Below are 17,534 nucleotides of genomic sequence, written 5' to 3'. Positions count from 1 at the left end.
AGGGGAAAAACGGATCGGGGCAGTATACCCGACGCCTTCTGCAAAACTGTGCCCGCGGCGTCACAGCTGCGTCGTGTGGTAACTTGACGAGTGTTGGCGCGCCCAGTGCGCGCGCCCTTGGACGGAGACACGCCGCGCGCGCCTCGAAGGCGCCGCGCCGCAGAAGAGAATCATGGCAACAGGCTTTTATTCCCATGCCGATTGTTTGCTGCACGATATGGGGCAATGGCATCCCGAATGCCCGGCGCGCCTGCAGGCAATCGAAGATCAACTGATCGCAAGCCGCATCGATTCGCTGATCGAGCGCGAGTCGCCGCCGCTTGCCGACGAAGCCGCGCTGCTGCGCGTGCATACGCAAGCACACGTCGATTACATCCGCAGCCGCTCGCCTGCGGAGGGCCTCGCCGAAATCGATCCCGACACGTCGATGAACCCGCATACCTTGCAGGCCGCGTTGCGCGCGGCCGGCGCTGCGGTGGCCGCGACCGACGCGGTGATCGAAGGCCGCTACGACAACGCGTTCTGCAGCGTGCGCCCGCCTGGCCACCATGCGGAACCGGCGCGTGCGATGGGCTTCTGCTTCTTCAACAACGTCGCGATCGCCGCGCGCCATGCGCTTGAAGTGCATGGCATGCAGCGCGTGGCGATCATCGACTTCGACGTCCATCACGGCAACGGCACCGAAGCGGCGTTTTCGGGCGACTCGCGGGTGCTGATGTGCAGCATCTTCCAGCATCCGTTCTATCCGTTCACCGGCGCCGACAATCAGGCGCCGAACATGTGCAACGTGCCGATGCCGGCGCGCTCGCAAGGCATGGCGGTGCGTGAGGCGGTCGATATGCTGTGGCTGCCGCGGTTGCATGAATTCAAGCCGGAGATGATTTTTATCTCGGCTGGCTTCGACGCGCATCGCGAGGACGATCTCGGCAACATGGGTCTCGTCGAAGACGATTACGCGTGGATCACGGATCAGGTGCGCGAGATCGCGAAGCGCTATGCGCGTGGGCGAATCGTCAGTTGTCTCGAAGGCGGCTACAACCTGTCGGCGCTCGGACGCAGCGTGGTCGCGCATGTGCGCGCGCTGGCCGGGATCTGAGCCGCGGCGACGCGCGAACTCATGTATCAACCCAAGGAGCAGTCAGCCATGAATGCCGATGTGCGCAGCGCTCCACTGGTGGAGATCGAACACGACGCCTATGGCGTGCCGGGCGTCGTGCGATTGACGATGAACCGGCCCGATGCATTCAACGCGCTCTCCGAAGCTTTGCTCGACGCGTTGCAGTCAACCCTGTCGGCGCTGGCGGAGTCCAATGCGCGAGTGGTCGTGATCGGCGGCGCGGGCCGCGCGTTCTGCGCGGGACACGATCTGAAGGAAATGCGCGCGGCGCCGTCGCTGGCGTATTACCAGGCGTTGTTCGCGCGCTGCACGAAGCTGATGCTGACGATCCAGCGGTTGCCGCAACCCGTGATCGCGCGCGTACACGGCATCGCCACGGCGGCCGGCTGTCAGCTGGTCGCGATGTGCGATCTGGCGGTCGCCGCCGATACCGCGCGTTTTGCCGTCTCGGGCGTCAACCTCGGTCTTTTCTGCGCGACGCCTGCGGTGCCGCTGTCGCGCAATCTGTCGCGCAAGGCCGCGCTCGACATGCTGCTGACCGGCGATTTCATCGATGCGCTCCAGGCGAAGCAGCAGGGTCTCGTGAATCGCATTGCTCCGGCGGACGCGCTCGACGCCGAGGTGGCGAGGCTCGCCAAAAGCATTTGCGCGAAGCCCGTCGAAGCTGTGAGCGCTGGCAAAGGCCTCTTCTATCGCCAACTCGAAATGGGCATCGAAGCCGCGTATCAGCTCGCCGGCCAGACCATGGCCTGCAACATGATGGACGATTCGGCGCTCGAAGGCGTCCAGGCATTCATCGACAAGCGTCCGCCTGACTGGAAGCGCTAACCGGGCCATTCCTGGCGCGGGGTGGGTCCAGACACTCTGGCGGGCAGAAGCCTGGAGTCTCCATGCTGGCTGACGCTCAGGCTTTGGGCAGGCGCTTCTCGATCCACTCGATCAGTGCGCCGATCACCCGATCGCGGTCGAGGTCGTTCATCGTCTCGTGATAGCTGTCTTCGTGCATCGTAAGCGTTTTATCCGGTGAACCCGCGTGCTGGCCGAACTCGCGGCTGCCTTGGGGTTCGGTGAGCTTGTCAGCGGTGCCGTGATACACCAGCAGCGGCACCCGCAACGCCGCGCGGCCACGCTCGATGCGCGCCATCGCCAGCAGCAGTTCTGCGCCTGTGCGCGCCGGGATCGCGCCGTGATGAACCAACGGGTCATTGCGATTGGCGTTCACAACGGGCTGAAGGCGCGACAGCAACGCCGCATCGATTTTCATTGCCGGAAAGGTCGGCCATAGGCGGCTGATGACCTGGCTCAGCTTGAGCATCCAGCGCGGCACGTCGCGGCCGGGCGCGAGCGCGGGGCTCGACAGGATCAGACCGCTCAGTGGACGCCCGCTCGTTTCGAGCCGTTCGACTGCATAGAGTGCGGCGATCGCGCCGCCCATGCTGTGGCCCATCAGGAACAATGGTGCGCAACCGGTGGCCACTTCATCGAGCAAAGCCTGGGCATCGAGCAGATAGTTGTCGAAGCGCTTCACCCACACGCGTTTGCCCGGCGCATGCCCGTGGCCGCGCAGGTCGATCGCCACCAGTTCAATACCGGCCGAGTTCAACCGATCCGCCAGCGCGGCGTAACGCCCCGCGTGTTCTGCAAGCCCGTGCAGCAGCGCCACCGTGGCGCGCAGCGGCGCGCTGGCGGACCAGCGATACAGCGGGAGTTCGATGCCGTCGCTTGTCGTGACCGTCGAACGCAACGCAGCGCCGCTTTTCCGGACGCCCGCAGTGGGACGCACATTGCCGGATCGAGTTGTTTCCATAGCCGCCGTGTGTCCTGATTTTGATCCGCCCGATCATAGTCGCAGCGAGCTTCTGCACCTAAGAATCTCGCCCGGGGCGAGCCTCTAATGCCCTGTGGTTATGAAAAGATCGTAATTGATTATTAAAGAGAATGTCGACCCTGCGGTAGAATCGCCGGCTCAAATCCTAATAAAAGCAACGGCGGCCGCTTGCCGGGAGCACAAAACGCTCGCGGGCAAACTCCGCCGTTTCGTTTTTCCATGATCGAAATACGCAATATCTCTCAGCGCTTCGCAGGGCCTCGGGGCTGGGTCGAAGCGCTGCACAACGTCAATCTGTCGATTCCGGCGGGTGAGGTGTTCGGCATCATCGGCCGCAGCGGCGCGGGCAAGAGTACGCTCGTGCGCACCCTCAATCTGCTGACGCGCCCGAGCGAAGGGAACATCGTCGTCAACGGCCGCGATCTGACGACGCTGCCTGCCGCGCAACTGCGCGAGGCGCGCCGCGAGATCGGCATGATCTTCCAGCACTTCAACCTGCTGTCGTCGCGCACCGTCTACGAAAACGTGGCGTTGCCGCTCGAACTCGCCGCTATGAAACGCGACGAGATCGAGGCGAACGTGCTGCCGCTGCTCGAACTGGTCGGGCTGTCGGCGCAGAAGGATCGTTATCCGGCGCAGATCAGCGGCGGCCAGAAGCAACGCGTCGGCATCGCGCGTGCGCTGGCGAGCAAGCCCAAAGTGCTGCTGTCCGACGAAGCGACTTCCGCGCTCGATCCCGAAACCACGCGTGCGATCCTCGACCTGCTCAAGCGCATCAACCGCGAACTGAACCTGACGATCGTGTTGATCACGCACCAGATGGACGTGATCAAGCAGGTCTGCGACCGCGTCGCGGTGCTCGATGCCGGCCGCGTGGTCGAAGAGGGCAAGGTCATCGACGTATTCCTGCAACCGCATCATGAAGTGACGCGCGCATTGATCGGCGACGTGATCGCGCAGGAACTGCCGCCCGCCATGAAAGCGCGCGTGGCCGAGCGCCTTAAAACCGGCAGCGGCCACTTGCTGCGCCTCGCGTTCACCGGCTCGGGCGTCGATCAGCCGATCCTGTCGGAAACGATTCGCCGCTACGAACTCGACTTCAACATCCTGCACGGCCAGATCGACGAGATCCAGGGGCAGGCGTTCGGCTCGCTCGCGGTACTCGCGGGCGGTGAACCGACGAAGGTGGCGCAGGCGCTGACGTATCTGCGGGAACAGGGTGTGGTGGTCGAGGAGCTGTCGTATGTTGAGTGAAATGTTCGATATGTTCGTCCAGTCGTTCTGGGAAACGCTCGTGATGGTGGGCATTTCCGGACTGGTCGGCGCAGCGGTCGGTTTGCCGCTCGGCGTGCTGCTGTATCTGACGGACCGTCAGGGCGTGTTGCAGAACATCGCCGTGAATCGCGTGATGGGCGTAGTCGTCAACGCGGTGCGTTCGACGCCGTTCATCATCTTGCTGGTCGCGGTGATTCCGTTCACGCGCCTCGTGGTCGGTTCCTCGATCGGCACGGCTGCGGCCGTGGTGCCGCTGACCATTGCAGCCGCGCCGTTCATCGCGCGTCTGGTCGAAACCGCGCTGCGTGAAGTCGATCGCGGTCTGATCGAAGCGGCGCAGGCGATGGGCGCCACCACCAGCCAGATCGTCTTCAAGGTGCTGTTGCCGGAGTCGCTGCCGGGCGTGGTCGCCGGGTTGACGATTACCTTCGTGTCGCTGGTCGGCTATTCGGCGATGGCCGGTGCAATTGGCGGCGGCGGGCTCGGCGATCTGGGCATTCGTTACGGGTATCAGCGTTTCCTGCCGGAAGTGATGCTGACGGTCGTGGTGATCCTGATCGTGTTCGTGCAACTGGTGCAGTCGTTCGGGGATTGGCTCGTGCGTCGTCTGAGTCACAAATAAACAAGGGTCATCGGAACCCCTCGAGAATACGCCGGGTCACCCCAAGTTTTCTCGCCCCCTCGGGGGCCTGGCGCAAAGCGACAGGTTTGGGGACACTCTCTCAACAGAATCGATAGATTCGGAAAGGTTCATCATGCAACGTCGTTTCATCCTCAAGCTGGTCGCCACGCTTGGCGCCGCCTCGCTGTTCGCCGCCGCCACGGCGGCTCGCGCTGAAGACACGATCAAGGTCGGCGTCACAGGCGGTCCACACGCGCAGATCATGGAAGTCGTGAAGACCGTCGCGGCAAAGAACGGTCTGAACATCAAGATCGTCGAGTTCTCCGACTACGTGCAGCCGAACGCGGCGCTCGCCGGTGGGGATCTGGACGCGAACAGCTACCAGCATGACCCGTACTTGCAGGCCCAGGTGAAGGACCGCGGCTACAAGCTGATCCGCATCGCCGATACGGTCACGTACCCGATGGGCATTTATTCAAAGAAGATCAAGACGCTGGCCGAATTGCAGCCGGGCGCGAAGATTGCGGTGCCGAACGATCCGACCAACGGCGGCCGCGCACTCCTGTTGCTGCAAAAGCAGGGTCTGCTGAAGCTGCGCGCGGACGCAGGTCTGAAGGCGACGCCGCTCGACATCGTCGACAACCCGAAGAAGCTGAAGATCGTCGAACTCGACGCCGCGCAAATCCCGCGCTCGCTGAACGACGTGGAAGCCGCCGCGATCAACACCAACTTCGCGATGGAAGCGGGTCTGAAGCCGAAGCAGGATGCGATCGCGATCGAAGACCCGAAGGGCCCGTACGTGAACATCATTGCGATCCGCGAAGCTGACAGGAACAAGCCGTGGGTCGCCAAGCTGGTCGCGGCTTATCATTCACCGGAAGTGAAGCAGTTTGTCGAGAGCAAATTTGGCGGCGCTGTGATCACCGCGTGGTGATTCGACGGCCTTCAAACGTAGCAAGATATGACGGCAATGCAAAATTAGAGTCGTGAGTCGGGACCCGGGGTTGTCGCCCGGGTTTTTTCGGGATTAAAATAGAACGATCGTTCGATATTGCCGTCACGCCGCTGAGGAGCGATATCCTCCTGCTAAAGCGCCCGCGACACGGCTGCCGCGAAAGGGCAGTCGTTATAATGTTCGTTGGGTTGACGTATTCGTAACTTTGGAGCGTGTGCATGAAAATCCTGGTGCCAGTCAAGAGAGTGGTCGATTACAACGTGAAGGTTCGAGTGAAATCGGACGGCACGGGCGTCGACATCGCGAACGTGAAGATGTCGATGAATCCGTTCGACGAAATCGCGGTTGAAGAAGCGGTTCGTCTGAGGGAAGCAGGCGTGGCGACCGAAGTGATCGCTGTGTCGGCAGGCGTCACGCAAGCGCAGGAAACGCTGCGCACGGCGCTGGCGATCGGCGCGGACCGTGCGATCCTGATCGAGTCGTCTGAAGAATTGCAGCCGTTGGCCGTCGCCAAGCTGCTGAAGGCGCTGGTCGACAAGGAACAGCCGCAACTGATCATCCTCGGCAAGCAGGCGATCGACGACGATTCGAACCAGACCGGCCAGATGCTGGCTGCGTTGGCTAACCTGCCGCAAGCCACGTTTGCATCGAAAGTGGTCGTTGCAGACGGTAAAGCGACCGTTTCGCGTGAAGTGGACGGTGGGGCTGAAACGCTGTCGCTGATGCTGCCCGCCGTGGTCACTACCGATCTGCGTCTGAACGAGCCGCGCTATGTGACGCTGCCGAACATCATGAAGGCCAAGAAGAAGCCGCTGGAAGTCGTCAAGCCGGAAGACCTCGGCGTTGATGTGACGCCGCGCCTGAAGACGCTGAAGGTTGTCGAGCCGCCGAAGCGCTCCGCCGGCGTGAAGGTGCCGGATGTGAAGACGCTGGTCGAGAAGCTGAAGACCGAAGCCAAGGTGCTGTAAGGAGACGGACGAAATGACGAATCTGGTAATAGCAGAACACGACAACACGTCGATCAAGGCCGCCACGCTGAACACGATTGCAGCGGCGCAGAAGATCGGTGGTGATATTCACGTGCTGGTGGCAGGTCACAACGCACAGGCGGCCGCGGATCAGGCTGCGAAGATTGCAGGCGTTTCGAAGGTGTTGCTGGCCGACGCGCCGCAACTCGCAGCGGGCCTGGCAGAAAACGTCGAAGCGACGGTCATGAACATCGCGAAGGACTACACGCACATCCTCGCGCCGGCGACTGCCTACGGCAAGAACATCGCGCCGCGTATCGCCGCAAAGCTCGATGTCGCGCAGATCAGCGACATCACCGCAGTAGACAGCGCCGACACGTTCGAGCGCCCGATCTATGCAGGTAACGCGATCGCGACGGTGCAATCTCAAGACCCGATCAAGGTCATCACGGTTCGCACGACCGGTTTCGACCCAGTAGCAGCCGAAGGCGGCAGCGCAACGGTCGAGAAGATCGAAGCCGCAGCCGATAGCGGCCTGTCGCAGTTCGTGAGCCGTGAAGTCACGAAGCTGGACCGTCCGGAACTGACGTCGGCGAAGATCATCGTCTCGGGTGGCCGCGGTCTGGGCAACGGTGAAAACTATACGAAAATTCTCGAGCCGCTGGCCGACAAGCTGAACGCAGCGCTGGGCGCATCGCGTGCTGCGGTCGACGCGGGTTTCGTGCCGAACGACTATCAGGTCGGCCAGACCGGCAAGATCGTCGCGCCGCAACTGTACGTCGCAGTCGGCATCTCGGGTGCGATCCAGCATCTGGCCGGCATGAAGGACTCGAAGGTGATCGTCGCGATCAACAAGGACCCGGAAGCGCCGATTTTCAGCGTTGCCGATTACGGTCTCGTGGGCGACCTGTTCACGATCGTGCCGGAACTCGTTAGCGAGCTCGGCTAAGCGCCGCAGCGCCGTGTAAAAGGCGTCTGGCAGCACGCAAAAGGGCGCGGGACCTATCAAGTCCAGCGCCCTTTTTATATCTGGACAGGAGGAGAACTGAAATGAGCTATACGGCGCCTATCAAGGACATGCTGTTCGTGATGAAAGAACTGGCCGGTCTCGAAGATATCGCGACGCTGCCGGGCTTCGAAGACGCGAACCTCGACACGGCTCAAGCCGTGCTCGAAGAGTCGGCGAAATTGTGCGGCGCAGTGTTGGCGCCGTTGAACGTCGAAGGCGATCGCAATCCGAGCAGCTGGAAAGAGGGGGTGGTCACCGCCACGCCCGGTTTCAAGGACGCGTTCCGCCAGTTCGGCGAAGGCGGCTGGCAAGGCGTGCAACATCCGGTCGACTACGAAGGCCAGGGCCTGCCCAAGCTGATCGCCACGCCGTGCGTCGAAATGCTCAACGCGTCGAATCTGTCGTTTGCGCTGTGCCCTTTGCTGACCGACGGCGCGATCGAAGCACTGTTGACCGCCGGTACCGAAGCGCAAAAACAAGCCTACGTGCCCAAGCTGATTTCCGGCGAGTGGACCGGCACGATGAACCTGACCGAGCCGCAGGCGGGCTCCGATCTCGCGATGGTGCGCACGCGCGCCGAGCCCCAAGGCGATGGTTCGTTCAAGCTGTTCGGCACGAAGATTTTCATCACGTGGGGCGAGCACGACATGGCGAAGAACATCGCCCATCTCGTGCTGGCGCGCACGCCTGATGCACCGGAAGGCGTGAAGGGCATTTCGCTCTTCATCGTGCCGAAGTTCCTCATCAACGAAGACGGCTCGCTCGGCGAACGTAACGACGTGCATTGCGTGTCGATCGAACACAAGCTCGGCATCAAGGCGAGCCCGACCGCGGTGCTGCAATTCGGCGACCACGGCGGCGCGATCGGCCATCTGATCGGCGAAGAGAATCGCGGCCTCGAATACATGTTCATCATGATGAACGCGGCGCGTTTCGCGGTGGGCATGCAAGGTGTCGGCATCTCGGATCGTGCGTATCAGAAGGCCGTCGCGTATGCGAAGGATCGCGTGCAGAGCCGGCCCGTGGATGGCTCCGCGAAGCAGTCGGTGGCGATCATCCAGCACCCGGACGTGCGCCGCATGCTGGCGACAATGCGCGGCCTCACCGAAGCGTCGCGTGCATTGGCGTATGTCGCCGCGGCCCACTGCGATATCGCACATCGTCATCCGGACGAGGCAAAACGCGCCGAACATCAGGCAATCTACGTATACCTCGTGCCGATCGTGAAGGGCTGGAGCACCGAGCTGTCGATCGACGTCACGAGCCTGGGTGTGCAGGTGCATGGCGGCATGGGTTTCATCGAAGAAACGGGCGCGGCGCAGTACTACCGCGATGCGCGGATCCTGCCGATCTATGAAGGCACGACCGCGATTCAGGCCAACGACCTGATCGGCCGCAAGACCGTGCGCGACGGCGGCAAGGTGGCGAAGTCGCTGCTGGCCGGTGTTGCTGAAACGGTCGAGGCACTCGGCGCGCAACAAGGCGCTGCGTTCGAATCGATGAAGACGTACCTGGCCCAAGGGCATCGCTCGCTGAGCGCGGCGGTCGATTTCATCCTGGCCAACACGAAGAGCGATCCGAATGCGGTGTTTGCTGGCAGCGTGCCGTATCTGAAGCTCGCGGGCATTGTGCTCGGCGGCTGGCAGATGGCGCGTGCGTTGCTGGTCGCCGCTGAAAAGCGCGACGAAGATCCGTCGTTCTACGGCGCGAAAATCGCGACCGCGCAGTTCTACGCGGAGCATGTATTGCCGCTGGCGTCGGCGTTGGAAGCGTCGATCGTCAGCGCGAAGGGTGGGGAGAGTGTGCTGGGGTTGTCGGAAGATCAATTCTGACGCTGCACTTCTCTCGAGCTATAGCGAATGCTCGTGCGTAAAAGGGCCGGTTTGTCTGGGATGGCAAAACCGGCTCAACCGCTCGCGAAGCGTTAATCTTTGATCCCTAAACCTCAAGCATAAGCCGGACGATGCGCACCACCGGTCTCGCCGAAATAGCGATGCACCGACAGATCATCCGCCTTGATCACCGGCTGCTTGCCCGACATCACGTCGGCCAGCAGTTGGCCCGAGCCGCACGACATTGTCCAGCCCAGCGTGCCGTGGCCCGTGTTCAGAAACAGGTTCGGCACAGGAGTGCGGCCGACGATCGGCGTGCCGTCCGGCGTCATCGGACGCAGGCCGGTCCAGAACGTAGCCTTCGACGTATCGCCGCCGCCCGGGAACAGATCGTTCACGCACAGCTCCAGCGTTTCGCGGCGCGCCTCGCGCAACGATTTGTCGAAGCCGACGATCTCCGCCATGCCGCCGACGCGAATCCGGTCGTCGAAGCGTGTGATCGCAATCTTGTACGTTTCGTCGAGCACGGTCGAAACCGGCGCGGACGCTTCGTTGACGATCGGCGCGGTGATCGAATAACCCTTGAGCGGGTACACCGGAATCTTCACGAGGCCGGACAGGAAGTGGGTGGAGTACGAACCGAGCGCCACGACGAACGAATCCGCGCGCACCAGTTCATCGCCGCATTGCACGCCGGCGATGCGGTCGCCCGCCATGGCGAGTGCGTCGATCGGCGTGTTGTAGCGGAACTTGACGCCCAGTTGCTCGGCCAGCGCGGCGAGGCGCGTGGTGAACATCTGGCAGTCGCCGGTTTCGTCGCCCGGCAGGCGCAGACCGCCGGTCAGCTTGTGCGAGACGGCGGCGAGCGCCGGTTCGGCGTGCGCGAGTTCGGCCGGCGACAGCAGTTCATACGGCACGTTGGCGTCCTGCAGCACGGCGATGTCTTTCGCGGCGCCGTCGAACTGCTGTTGCGTGCGGAATACCTGCAACGTGCCGCCGGTGCGGCCTTCGTACTGAATACCAGTTTCGGCGCGCAGCGCTTGCAAACAATCGCGGCTGTATTCGGCGAGGCGGACCATGCGGCCCTTGTTCACCGCATAACGCGACGACGTGCAGTTCTGCAGCATCTGCCACATCCATTGCAGCTGGAATTGGGTGCCGTCGAGGCGGATCGCCAGCGGCGCATGCTTCTGGAACATCCACTTGACGGCCTTCAGCGGCACGCCCGGTGCGGCCCACGGCGACGCGTAGCCCGGCGAGATCTGGCCGGCATTGGCGAAGCTGGTTTCGAGCGCCGGGCCGGCCTCGCGATCGATGACGGTCACTTCATGACCGGCGCGCGCCAGGTAATAAGCACTCGTCACACCGACGACGCCACTGCCCAAAACGATGACTCGCATAGCTGCTCCAGGATATCCAGTAAGAGATCTGAGGGCGGCGTGCTCGTCGATTCGTTTGAATTCATTCGATTAACGAGGTGTAACGCGGATCGCCCAGTGTTATCCGCTATACTATTAACAGTCAGGTAGGTTTTGTTATTGTATTTTCAAGATTTTCAGCAAAAACATCATGCGTACACAACGCCAACCGGTCCGCACCCTCGACAAGCTCGATCACAAGATTCTGCGGCTCCTCCAACAGGACGGCAGGATGGCGATGAAAGACCTCGCCGAACAGGTCGGGCTGTCGGTTACGCCGTGCATCGAGCGCGTCAAGCGGATGGAGCGTGACGGCGTGATCACCGGCTATCACGCGCGCGTGAATCCGGCCGATCTGGGCGCGGCGCTGCTGGTGTTTGTCGAGATCACGCTGGATCACAAAAGCGGCAACATGTTCGACCAGTTCCGCCGCGAGGTTCAGAAGATCCCCGAGGTGCTGGAATGCCACCTTGTGTCGGGCGATTTCGACTATCTGATCAAGGCGCGCATTGGCGAAATGGCCGACTACCGGAAGCTGCTAGGGGATATCCTGCTGCAACTGCCGGGCGCGGTGCAGTCGAAGAGCTATGTGGTGATGGAAGAGATCAAGGAAACGCTGACGATTGCAGTGGGCGATTAGCTTACGCGGCAAGCGCGCGGCGGGACTCGACAAACGGCGTAAACACTGTATATTTATACAGGTGTTTTGCGCCGTGTTGTTTTTTGCGTGCTCCAGCCGTGACCGATCCCGACACCCACTCCGCCAACGAATTTCCGATCGCTCCACCCGCGCCTCGCAAAGGGCGCGGTGCGGTGACGAACCTGCAAGGCCGCTATGAAGTCGACCAGCGCGAAGTAGTGGACGACGGCTGGCTTTCGCCGTCGGACGAAGATGGGGGGTCCAAGGTATTACGCACGCAGGTCTTCGAAGAGCGGGCCAAGACCATTCTCACGCGCAACGCGTCGCCGGATATTCCGTTTAGCGTGTCGCTGAACCCTTATCGCGGCTGCGAACACGGCTGTATCTACTGCTTCGCGCGACCTACACACAGTTATCTGGGGCTGTCGCCCGGGCTCGACTTCGAAAGCCGCATCTACGCGAAGATCAATGCGCCGGAATTGCTCGAGCGCGAGTTGTCAAAGAAATCCTATGTGCCGGAACCCATCGCACTCGGTGTCAATACGGACGCCTGGCAGCCCGCCGAGCGTGACTTACGCCTCACGCGGCGGGTGATTGAGGTACTCAGCGAACGCGGTCATCCGTTCGCGGCGATCACCAAGTCGTCGCTGATCGAGCGCGATCTCGATCTGCTCGCGCCCATGGCGGCGCACGGGCAGTTCATGGCGGCCATCACCATCACCACGCTGGATGCGGAAATCGCGCGCACGCTTGAGCCGCGTGCGGCCACGCCGTCGCGTCGCTTGCGCACGATCCGCACGCTGAGCGAGGCGGGCATTCCGGTCGGTGTCAGCATCGCGCCGGTGATTCCTTTCGTCACGGAGCCGGACATGGAGCGCGTGCTTGAGGCCTGTGCGGAGGCGGGCGCCTGCAATGCGAGCTATATCGTGCTGCGCTTGCCGTGGGAAGTCGCGCCGCTATTCAAGGATTGGCTCGCGGCGCATTTTCCCGATCGTGCCGACCGGGTGATGAGCCGCGTGCGCGATATGCGGGGCGGGAAGGACTATGACGCGTCCTTCTCCTCTCGAATGAAGGGAGAGGGCTTGTGGGCGGACCTGCTAAAGCAGCGGTTCCAGAAAGCGGTGCGCCGTTTGGGATTGAACCAGCGTGATCGCGGCATTCTGGATATGTCGCACTTTCGCCGGGTCGAGTCGCCGCGTGCCGAAACGCCGGTGCCCAATAATCCTCAACTGGATCTTTTTTAGCGCGGCGCCGCCGGCGGTTATTGCGAGAGCGCCTTGGCGGCTTGAACCTGGCCTTCGAAGTAAGTCTGGAACGAGATCGCGAGGCCCGTCATCAGCAGGAACGCGCCGATCAGCAGCGAAAAGATCACGATGAAAATGACCGTCCAGCCGGACCGGCTTTTGCGCTGGGTTTGCGCATTGAACTGCGCGTCCCACTTTTCATCCGGACGCAGTCCGTAGACGATCGCGGCGAGAAACGCGGCGAGCAGCGAAACGGCGCCGAAAAACGCGAGCGCCCAGCCGAGCATCGAGGCCCGCTCACTTGCCACCACTAGCATGACGCCCGGGATGCCGATCAGCGTACCGAGCAGCTGAGCCCAGCCGTAAATGTCGCGCATGCCGTACAGATAGAAGCGGTGGGCGCCGAGGCTGCCGAAGAAGAACGCCAGTGCGGCGGTAATCGTCTTGGATCTGAAGCGCTGAGAAGTCGAAGCAAGGGTGGACATGTAGGCGAGAACAGAGTGACAGGCGGTCGAAAGGAGCGGCGCGCCGGTGGGCGCGGACCGACGCGCATTCTACGCCACGCTGCGTGGTGTCGGTCGCGCGGCGAACGAGCGCATCGACGGCGTGGGTGATTTGTGAGCGCCGCGGGTCACGCTGTGGGCGACTGCCTCGGCAGCGCGGGTGACTGATGGGCGTAGCGGGGTTGTCGGGGCGGGTGGGCTGAGCGCGCAGCTGCGCGGCGGTTACGGCTAAGGCGCCAAGTAGGTAACGCGATAGACCGCACCGGCGTAGTCGTCGCTGATCAGCAGCGAACCGTCAGGCATCGGCTGCACGTCTGCGGGGCGGCCCCATACCGCTTCACCGGGCTGGAGCCAGCCTTCGGCAAATACTTCCTGATGCGCGTTGCTGCCGTCCGGGCCGGTGATCACTCGCACGACGCGGTAGCCGACCTTCTTGCTGCGATTCCATGAACCATGCTCGGCGATGAAAATATTGTCTCGGTAAGCGGCCGGAAACATCGAGCCACTGTAAAAGCGCATGCCGAGTGAGGCGACATGCGCGCCGAGTTTGACTACCGGCGGCGTGAACGAACTGCATGGATGGTCTTTGCCGAATTCCGGGTCGGGGGTGTCGCCGCCTTGGCAATACGGGAAACCGAAATCCATCCCTGCGCGTGGCGCGTGGTTGAGCTTGTCGTCCGGCACGTCGTCGCCCATCAGGTCGCGGCCGTTGTCGGTGAACCACAACTCGTGCGTCGACGGATGCCAGGCGAAGCCGACCGTATTGCGTATGCCGCGCGCCACGATTTCATAATGGCTGCCGTCGGGGTCCATGCGGCCGATCAGCCCAAAGCGGTCCCGGTCTTTCAGGCAGACGTTGCAGGGCGCGCCTTGCGGCACGTACAGCTTGCCGTCCGGCCCGAAAGCGATGAATTTCCAGCCGTGATGCGTCTCTGTAGGCAGTTTGTCGGTGACGACGGCAGGTTGGGGTGGGTCGTTCAGGTGGGAGTCGATCGCGTCGAAGCGTAGAATCTTCGACACGGCGGAGACATACAGCGCGCCATCCCGCCACGCCACACCCGCCGGCGTTTCCAGCCCGGATGCGATCACATGGCGAGCCGTCACGCGGCCATTGTGCAATTCGAGCGCGTAGACGTGGCCGTCGAGACTGCCTACATAAAGAATGCCTTTCGGCGAAAGCGCCATAGCCCGCGCGCTCGGCACCGCGTCCGACAGCACTTCGAGATGAAAGCCCGGCGGCAGTTTGATGCGCTCGATCGGCAGGGCGGCGAAAGCGGGCAGGGCAGTGGCGGCGAGCAACGACGCTGCCCCAGTTCGCAAGATCTGCATGCGGACGGTGCGCGAAAAGCCGGCGAATAGGGAAAATCCAATAATTCGCGCAAAGCAGACAGCCTGCGCAACGATGGCAACCGAAGTGAAAAAAAACGCAGATGGCGGCAGGAGTTTCACAGGCGTTCCGTCAGGTAATTCGGGCGTTCCGGCGTGGTCCGGGGTGCCCGTCCGGCCGGCCGGCGCAACCCCGTTGCCCAGTTTATCCCGGTAAGTGTTTGTTATGGTGTCGGTTTCCCGCTATAATCGCGTGTTTCAGTCGTTCCGAACCCCGGTTTTCAAGGATTCTAGTATGGTCATCATCCGCTTGGCTCGTGGCGGCTCCAAGAAGCGCCCGTTCTACAACATCGTCGCAACCGATTCGCGTAACCGTCGTGACGGCCGCTTCATCGAACGCGTTGGTTTCTACAACCCGGTCGCTACGAAGGGTGAGTCGCTGCGTATCGCTCAAGACCGCCTGACGTACTGGCAAGGCGTTGGCGCACAACTGTCGCCGACCGTCGAGCGTCTCGTGAAGGAAGCGCAAAAGGCGCAGCCGGCTGCTTAATGGTAGCTAGCGTGCGTATCGTCGTCGGTTCGGCCGGCGGCTCGCGCAGCTCGCGTGAGCAGTCCGATGCGCGAGTTTTGCTGAAGCAGACGTCAAAGTTGGCGGCGAGGTTCTCTTCGAGGTTCTCTCATGTCCGAGCGTGATTCCGGTAATTCAGGTCGCGTAAAGGCAAAAGCGGCCGCCCCGCGCGCGAAGACGTCTGGTCAGGCGCCGTTCGGTGCATTCGTCCGCAAAGCGGTCGAGGGAACCGAAGGCAAGGCGAAAGCCAAAGTTGCAAGCGCCGGTTCCAATGCAGCAGAAATGCGTGCGGAAACAGCGGAAAGCTGGCCGGCCGATGCGGTCGAGGTCGGTGCAATCGTCGACGCTTACGGTCTCAAAGGCTGGGTCAAGGTGGCCGCTCATGCGGATGCCGGTCACGGCGGAGACGCGTTGCTAAGCGCCAAACGCTGGTGGCTGGTGAAAGGCCACGAGCGCAAGTCGGCGCCGTCATTGCAGGCAAAAACGCATAGTGACAGTGTCGTTGCGCATCTGGGCGGCGTAGCTGACCGCGACGCGGCACTGGCGTTGCGCGGCTCTCGCATCTATATCAGCCGCAGCGAATTTCCGGCTCTCGAAGCCGACGAATTCTACTGGGTCGACCTGCTCGGCCTGGATGTGGTGAACGTTGCCGGAGTCAGCCTCGGCAAGGTCGCGGACATGATCGACAACGGTGCGCACTCGGTGTTGCGCATCGAATACCCGGATACCGACAAAAGCGGTAAGCCGGTCACCGGCGAGCGTTTGATCCCGTTCGTCGGCGTCTTTGTCAAAACGGTGGATCAGGCGGCGAAGCAGATCATCGTCGACTGGGAAGCCGATTACTAAATAACTCGCTGAATGGAGAGAGCGATGCAGTTCGATGTCGTGACGCTCTTTCCTGATATGTTTCGTGCGCTGACCGACTGGGGTATCACCAGCCGTGCGGCGAAGCAGGAGCGCTACGGGTTGCGCACGTGGAATCCACGCGATTTCACTACCGACAATTACCGCACAATCGACGATCGCCCGTACGGCGGCGGCCCCGGCATGGTGATGCTGGCCAGGCCCCTGGAAGACGCGATCGGTGCGGCGAAAGCGGCGCAGGCGGAGCAGGGCATCGGCGCGTCGCGCGTCGTGATGATGTCGCCGCAAGGCGCTACGTTGAATCACGATCGTGTCATGCAGTTCGCGGCCGAGCCCGGTCTGATCCTGTTGTGCGGGCGCTACGAGGCGATCGATCAGCGTTTGCTCGACCGTGTCGTCGACGAAGAAGTCAGTCTCGGCGACTTCGTGCTGTCAGGCGGCGAATTGCCGGCAATGGCGTTGATGGATGCCGTGGTGCGTCAGTTGCCCGGTGTGCTCAACGACTCGCAATCGGCAGTGCAGGACAGTTTCGTCGACGTGCTGCTGGATTGTCCGCACTACACGCGTCCGGAGGAATACAACGGCGTGCGTGTGCCGGATGTGCTGCTCGGCGGCCATCATGCGGAAATCGAAGCGTGGCGCCGGCGTGAAGCCTTGCGCAATACGTTGAACAAACGGCCCGATCTGATCGTGAAGGCCAGAAAGAACAAGATGTTGAGCCGTGCCGACGAGGCATGGCTTACGAGTCTCGCGAAGGAAGAGTCGAAGGCGTAAAGCCTCGGTCTTTCGAGCGGACATAGGCGGCACCGCACATGCGTGTACGGCGCCAGATGTGAACCCATCCTCTATCGGGGCCGTAGCCGCAAGGCAGGTACGAACGCCGACAAGATGGACTTAGGAGTCAGTGATGAATCTGATTGCAATACTCGAGCAGGAAGAAATCGGCCGCGCCCTCGGCGAGAAGACCATCCCCGAATTCGCCCCCGGCGATACGGTGATCGTCAGCGTGAACGTGGTTGAAGGTACGCGTAAGCGTGTTCAGGCTTACGAAGGCGTCGTGATCGCCAAGCGTAACCGTGGTCTCAATTCGTCGTTCATCGTCCGCAAGATTTCGTCGGGCGAAGGCGTCGAGCGTACGTTCCAGACGTACTCGCCGCTGCTGGCAAGCATCGTCGTGAAGCGTCGTGGCGATGTGCGCCGTGCCAAGCTGTACTACCTGCGCGACCGTTCGGGCAAGTCGGCTCGGATCAAGGAAAAGCTGGTCGCGAAGAAAGACCGCGCTGCTCCGCAAGCGTAAAAGCTGTAAGAAAAAGCACCCCTCGCGGGTGCTTTTTTGTTTGCCAGGTCAAAATAGCGGCATGTCCC

Annotated in this window: 18 protein-coding genes; 14 read left to right on the top strand and 4 right to left on the bottom strand. The window is 62.1% G+C overall.

The annotated features are described in order from the left end of the window. Positions 1 to 172: 172 nt before the first annotated feature. Entirely contained in the window at positions 173 to 1,096 is a 924-nt protein-coding gene (locus ACAX43_RS04750) for a histone deacetylase family protein (protein ID WP_370707271.1), read from the top strand. Between the two features lie 48 nt (positions 1,097 to 1,144). Then, a complete protein-coding gene (locus tag ACAX43_RS04745; RefSeq protein ID WP_370707270.1) occupies positions 1,145 to 1,945 on the top strand; it encodes an enoyl-CoA hydratase in 801 nt (266 codons plus the stop codon). A gap of 76 nt (positions 1,946 to 2,021) precedes the next feature. Here the strand turns inward: ACAX43_RS04745 and ACAX43_RS04740 are convergent, their stop codons facing one another. Next, a complete protein-coding gene (locus ACAX43_RS04740; RefSeq protein WP_370707269.1) occupies positions 2,022 to 2,924 on the bottom strand; it encodes a lysophospholipase in 903 nt (300 codons plus the stop codon). 240 nt (positions 2,925 to 3,164) lie between these two features. On the opposite strand from ACAX43_RS04740, the gene ACAX43_RS04735 reads away from it, so the two are divergent. From ACAX43_RS04735 to ACAX43_RS04710, 6 genes are all read left to right on the top strand, one after another. Next, on the top strand, positions 3,165 to 4,199 hold the full coding sequence (locus ACAX43_RS04735; protein WP_370707268.1) for a methionine ABC transporter ATP-binding protein: 1,035 nt from the start codon (positions 3,165 to 3,167) through the stop codon (positions 4,197 to 4,199). Beyond that, positions 4,189 to 4,842, top strand: a complete 654-nt coding sequence (locus ACAX43_RS04730) for a methionine ABC transporter permease (protein WP_370707267.1) — start codon at positions 4,189 to 4,191, stop codon at positions 4,840 to 4,842. Before ACAX43_RS04735 ends, ACAX43_RS04730 begins: the two co-directional genes overlap by 11 nt. Positions 4,843 to 4,975: 133 nt before the next feature. Beyond that, positions 4,976 to 5,776, top strand: a complete 801-nt coding sequence (locus ACAX43_RS04725) for a MetQ/NlpA family ABC transporter substrate-binding protein (protein WP_370707266.1) — start codon at positions 4,976 to 4,978, stop codon at positions 5,774 to 5,776. Between the two features lie 239 nt (positions 5,777 to 6,015). Next, positions 6,016 to 6,765 carry an electron transfer flavoprotein subunit beta/FixA family protein gene (locus ACAX43_RS04720; protein WP_370707265.1) on the top strand — a complete coding sequence of 250 codons (750 nt, stop codon included), beginning with the start codon at positions 6,016 to 6,018 and terminating at the stop codon, positions 6,763 to 6,765. Positions 6,766 to 6,778: 13 nt separating this feature from the next. Next, the gene (locus tag ACAX43_RS04715) at positions 6,779 to 7,714 is read left to right on the top strand and encodes an electron transfer flavoprotein subunit alpha/FixB family protein (RefSeq protein WP_370707264.1); all 936 of its coding nucleotides are present in this window, start codon (positions 6,779 to 6,781) and stop codon (positions 7,712 to 7,714) included. 101 nt (positions 7,715 to 7,815) lie between these two features. Next, positions 7,816 to 9,606, top strand: coding sequence for an acyl-CoA dehydrogenase (locus ACAX43_RS04710; protein WP_370707263.1), 1,791 nt, complete (start codon positions 7,816 to 7,818; stop codon positions 9,604 to 9,606). 113 nt (positions 9,607 to 9,719) lie between these two features. Here ACAX43_RS04710 and ACAX43_RS04705 read toward each other — a convergent pair whose 3' ends face one another. Further along, a complete protein-coding gene (locus tag ACAX43_RS04705) occupies positions 9,720 to 11,006 on the bottom strand; it encodes a D-amino acid dehydrogenase (protein WP_370707262.1) in 1,287 nt (428 codons plus the stop codon). Positions 11,007 to 11,175: 169 nt separating this feature from the next. Between ACAX43_RS04705 and ACAX43_RS04700 the strand changes: the two genes are divergently transcribed. Next, on the top strand, positions 11,176 to 11,664 hold the full coding sequence (locus tag ACAX43_RS04700) for an Lrp/AsnC ligand binding domain-containing protein (protein WP_370707261.1): 489 nt from the start codon (positions 11,176 to 11,178) through the stop codon (positions 11,662 to 11,664). 98 nt (positions 11,665 to 11,762) lie between these two features. Then, positions 11,763 to 12,908 carry a PA0069 family radical SAM protein gene (locus tag ACAX43_RS04695; protein ID WP_370707260.1) on the top strand — a complete coding sequence of 382 codons (1,146 nt, stop codon included), beginning with the start codon at positions 11,763 to 11,765 and terminating at the stop codon, positions 12,906 to 12,908. A 17-nt stretch (positions 12,909 to 12,925) separates the two neighbouring features. On the opposite strand, the gene ACAX43_RS04690 is transcribed toward ACAX43_RS04695, so the two are convergent. Together ACAX43_RS04690 and ACAX43_RS04685 are read right to left on the bottom strand one after the other, a co-directional pair. Next, positions 12,926 to 13,393, bottom strand: a complete 468-nt coding sequence (locus ACAX43_RS04690; RefSeq protein WP_370707259.1) for an NINE protein — start codon at positions 13,391 to 13,393, stop codon at positions 12,926 to 12,928. Positions 13,394 to 13,639: 246 nt separating this feature from the next. Next, positions 13,640 to 14,740, bottom strand: coding sequence for a sorbosone dehydrogenase family protein (locus tag ACAX43_RS04685; protein ID WP_370707258.1), 1,101 nt, complete (start codon positions 14,738 to 14,740; stop codon positions 13,640 to 13,642). A 292-nt stretch (positions 14,741 to 15,032) separates the two neighbouring features. Here ACAX43_RS04685 and rpsP point away from each other — a divergent pair, with 292 nt between their 5' ends. From rpsP to rplS, 4 genes are all read left to right on the top strand, one after another. After that, on the top strand, positions 15,033 to 15,287 hold the full coding sequence (rpsP, locus tag ACAX43_RS04680; protein ID WP_006050280.1) for a 30S ribosomal protein S16: 255 nt from the start codon (positions 15,033 to 15,035) through the stop codon (positions 15,285 to 15,287). 129 nt (positions 15,288 to 15,416) lie between these two features. Then, positions 15,417 to 16,151 carry a ribosome maturation factor RimM gene (gene rimM / locus ACAX43_RS04675; RefSeq protein ID WP_370707257.1) on the top strand — a complete coding sequence of 245 codons (735 nt, stop codon included), beginning with the start codon at positions 15,417 to 15,419 and terminating at the stop codon, positions 16,149 to 16,151. A gap of 24 nt (positions 16,152 to 16,175) precedes the next feature. Then, positions 16,176 to 16,943: a tRNA (guanosine(37)-N1)-methyltransferase TrmD gene (gene trmD / locus ACAX43_RS04670; protein WP_370707256.1), complete on the top strand. Its 768-nt coding sequence runs from the start codon at positions 16,176 to 16,178 to the stop codon at positions 16,941 to 16,943. Positions 16,944 to 17,076: 133 nt separating this feature from the next. Beyond that, positions 17,077 to 17,466: a 50S ribosomal protein L19 gene (gene rplS / locus ACAX43_RS04665; RefSeq protein WP_370707255.1), complete on the top strand. Its 390-nt coding sequence runs from the start codon at positions 17,077 to 17,079 to the stop codon at positions 17,464 to 17,466. Positions 17,467 to 17,534 lie beyond the last annotated feature (68 nt).

This window comes from Paraburkholderia sp. IW21 (assembly GCF_041321145.1).
GTDB lineage: Bacteria > Pseudomonadota > Gammaproteobacteria > Burkholderiales > Burkholderiaceae > Paraburkholderia.
Note: the sequence above shows the minus strand (reverse complement) of the source record. Positions and strands in the feature narration are given on the sequence as shown.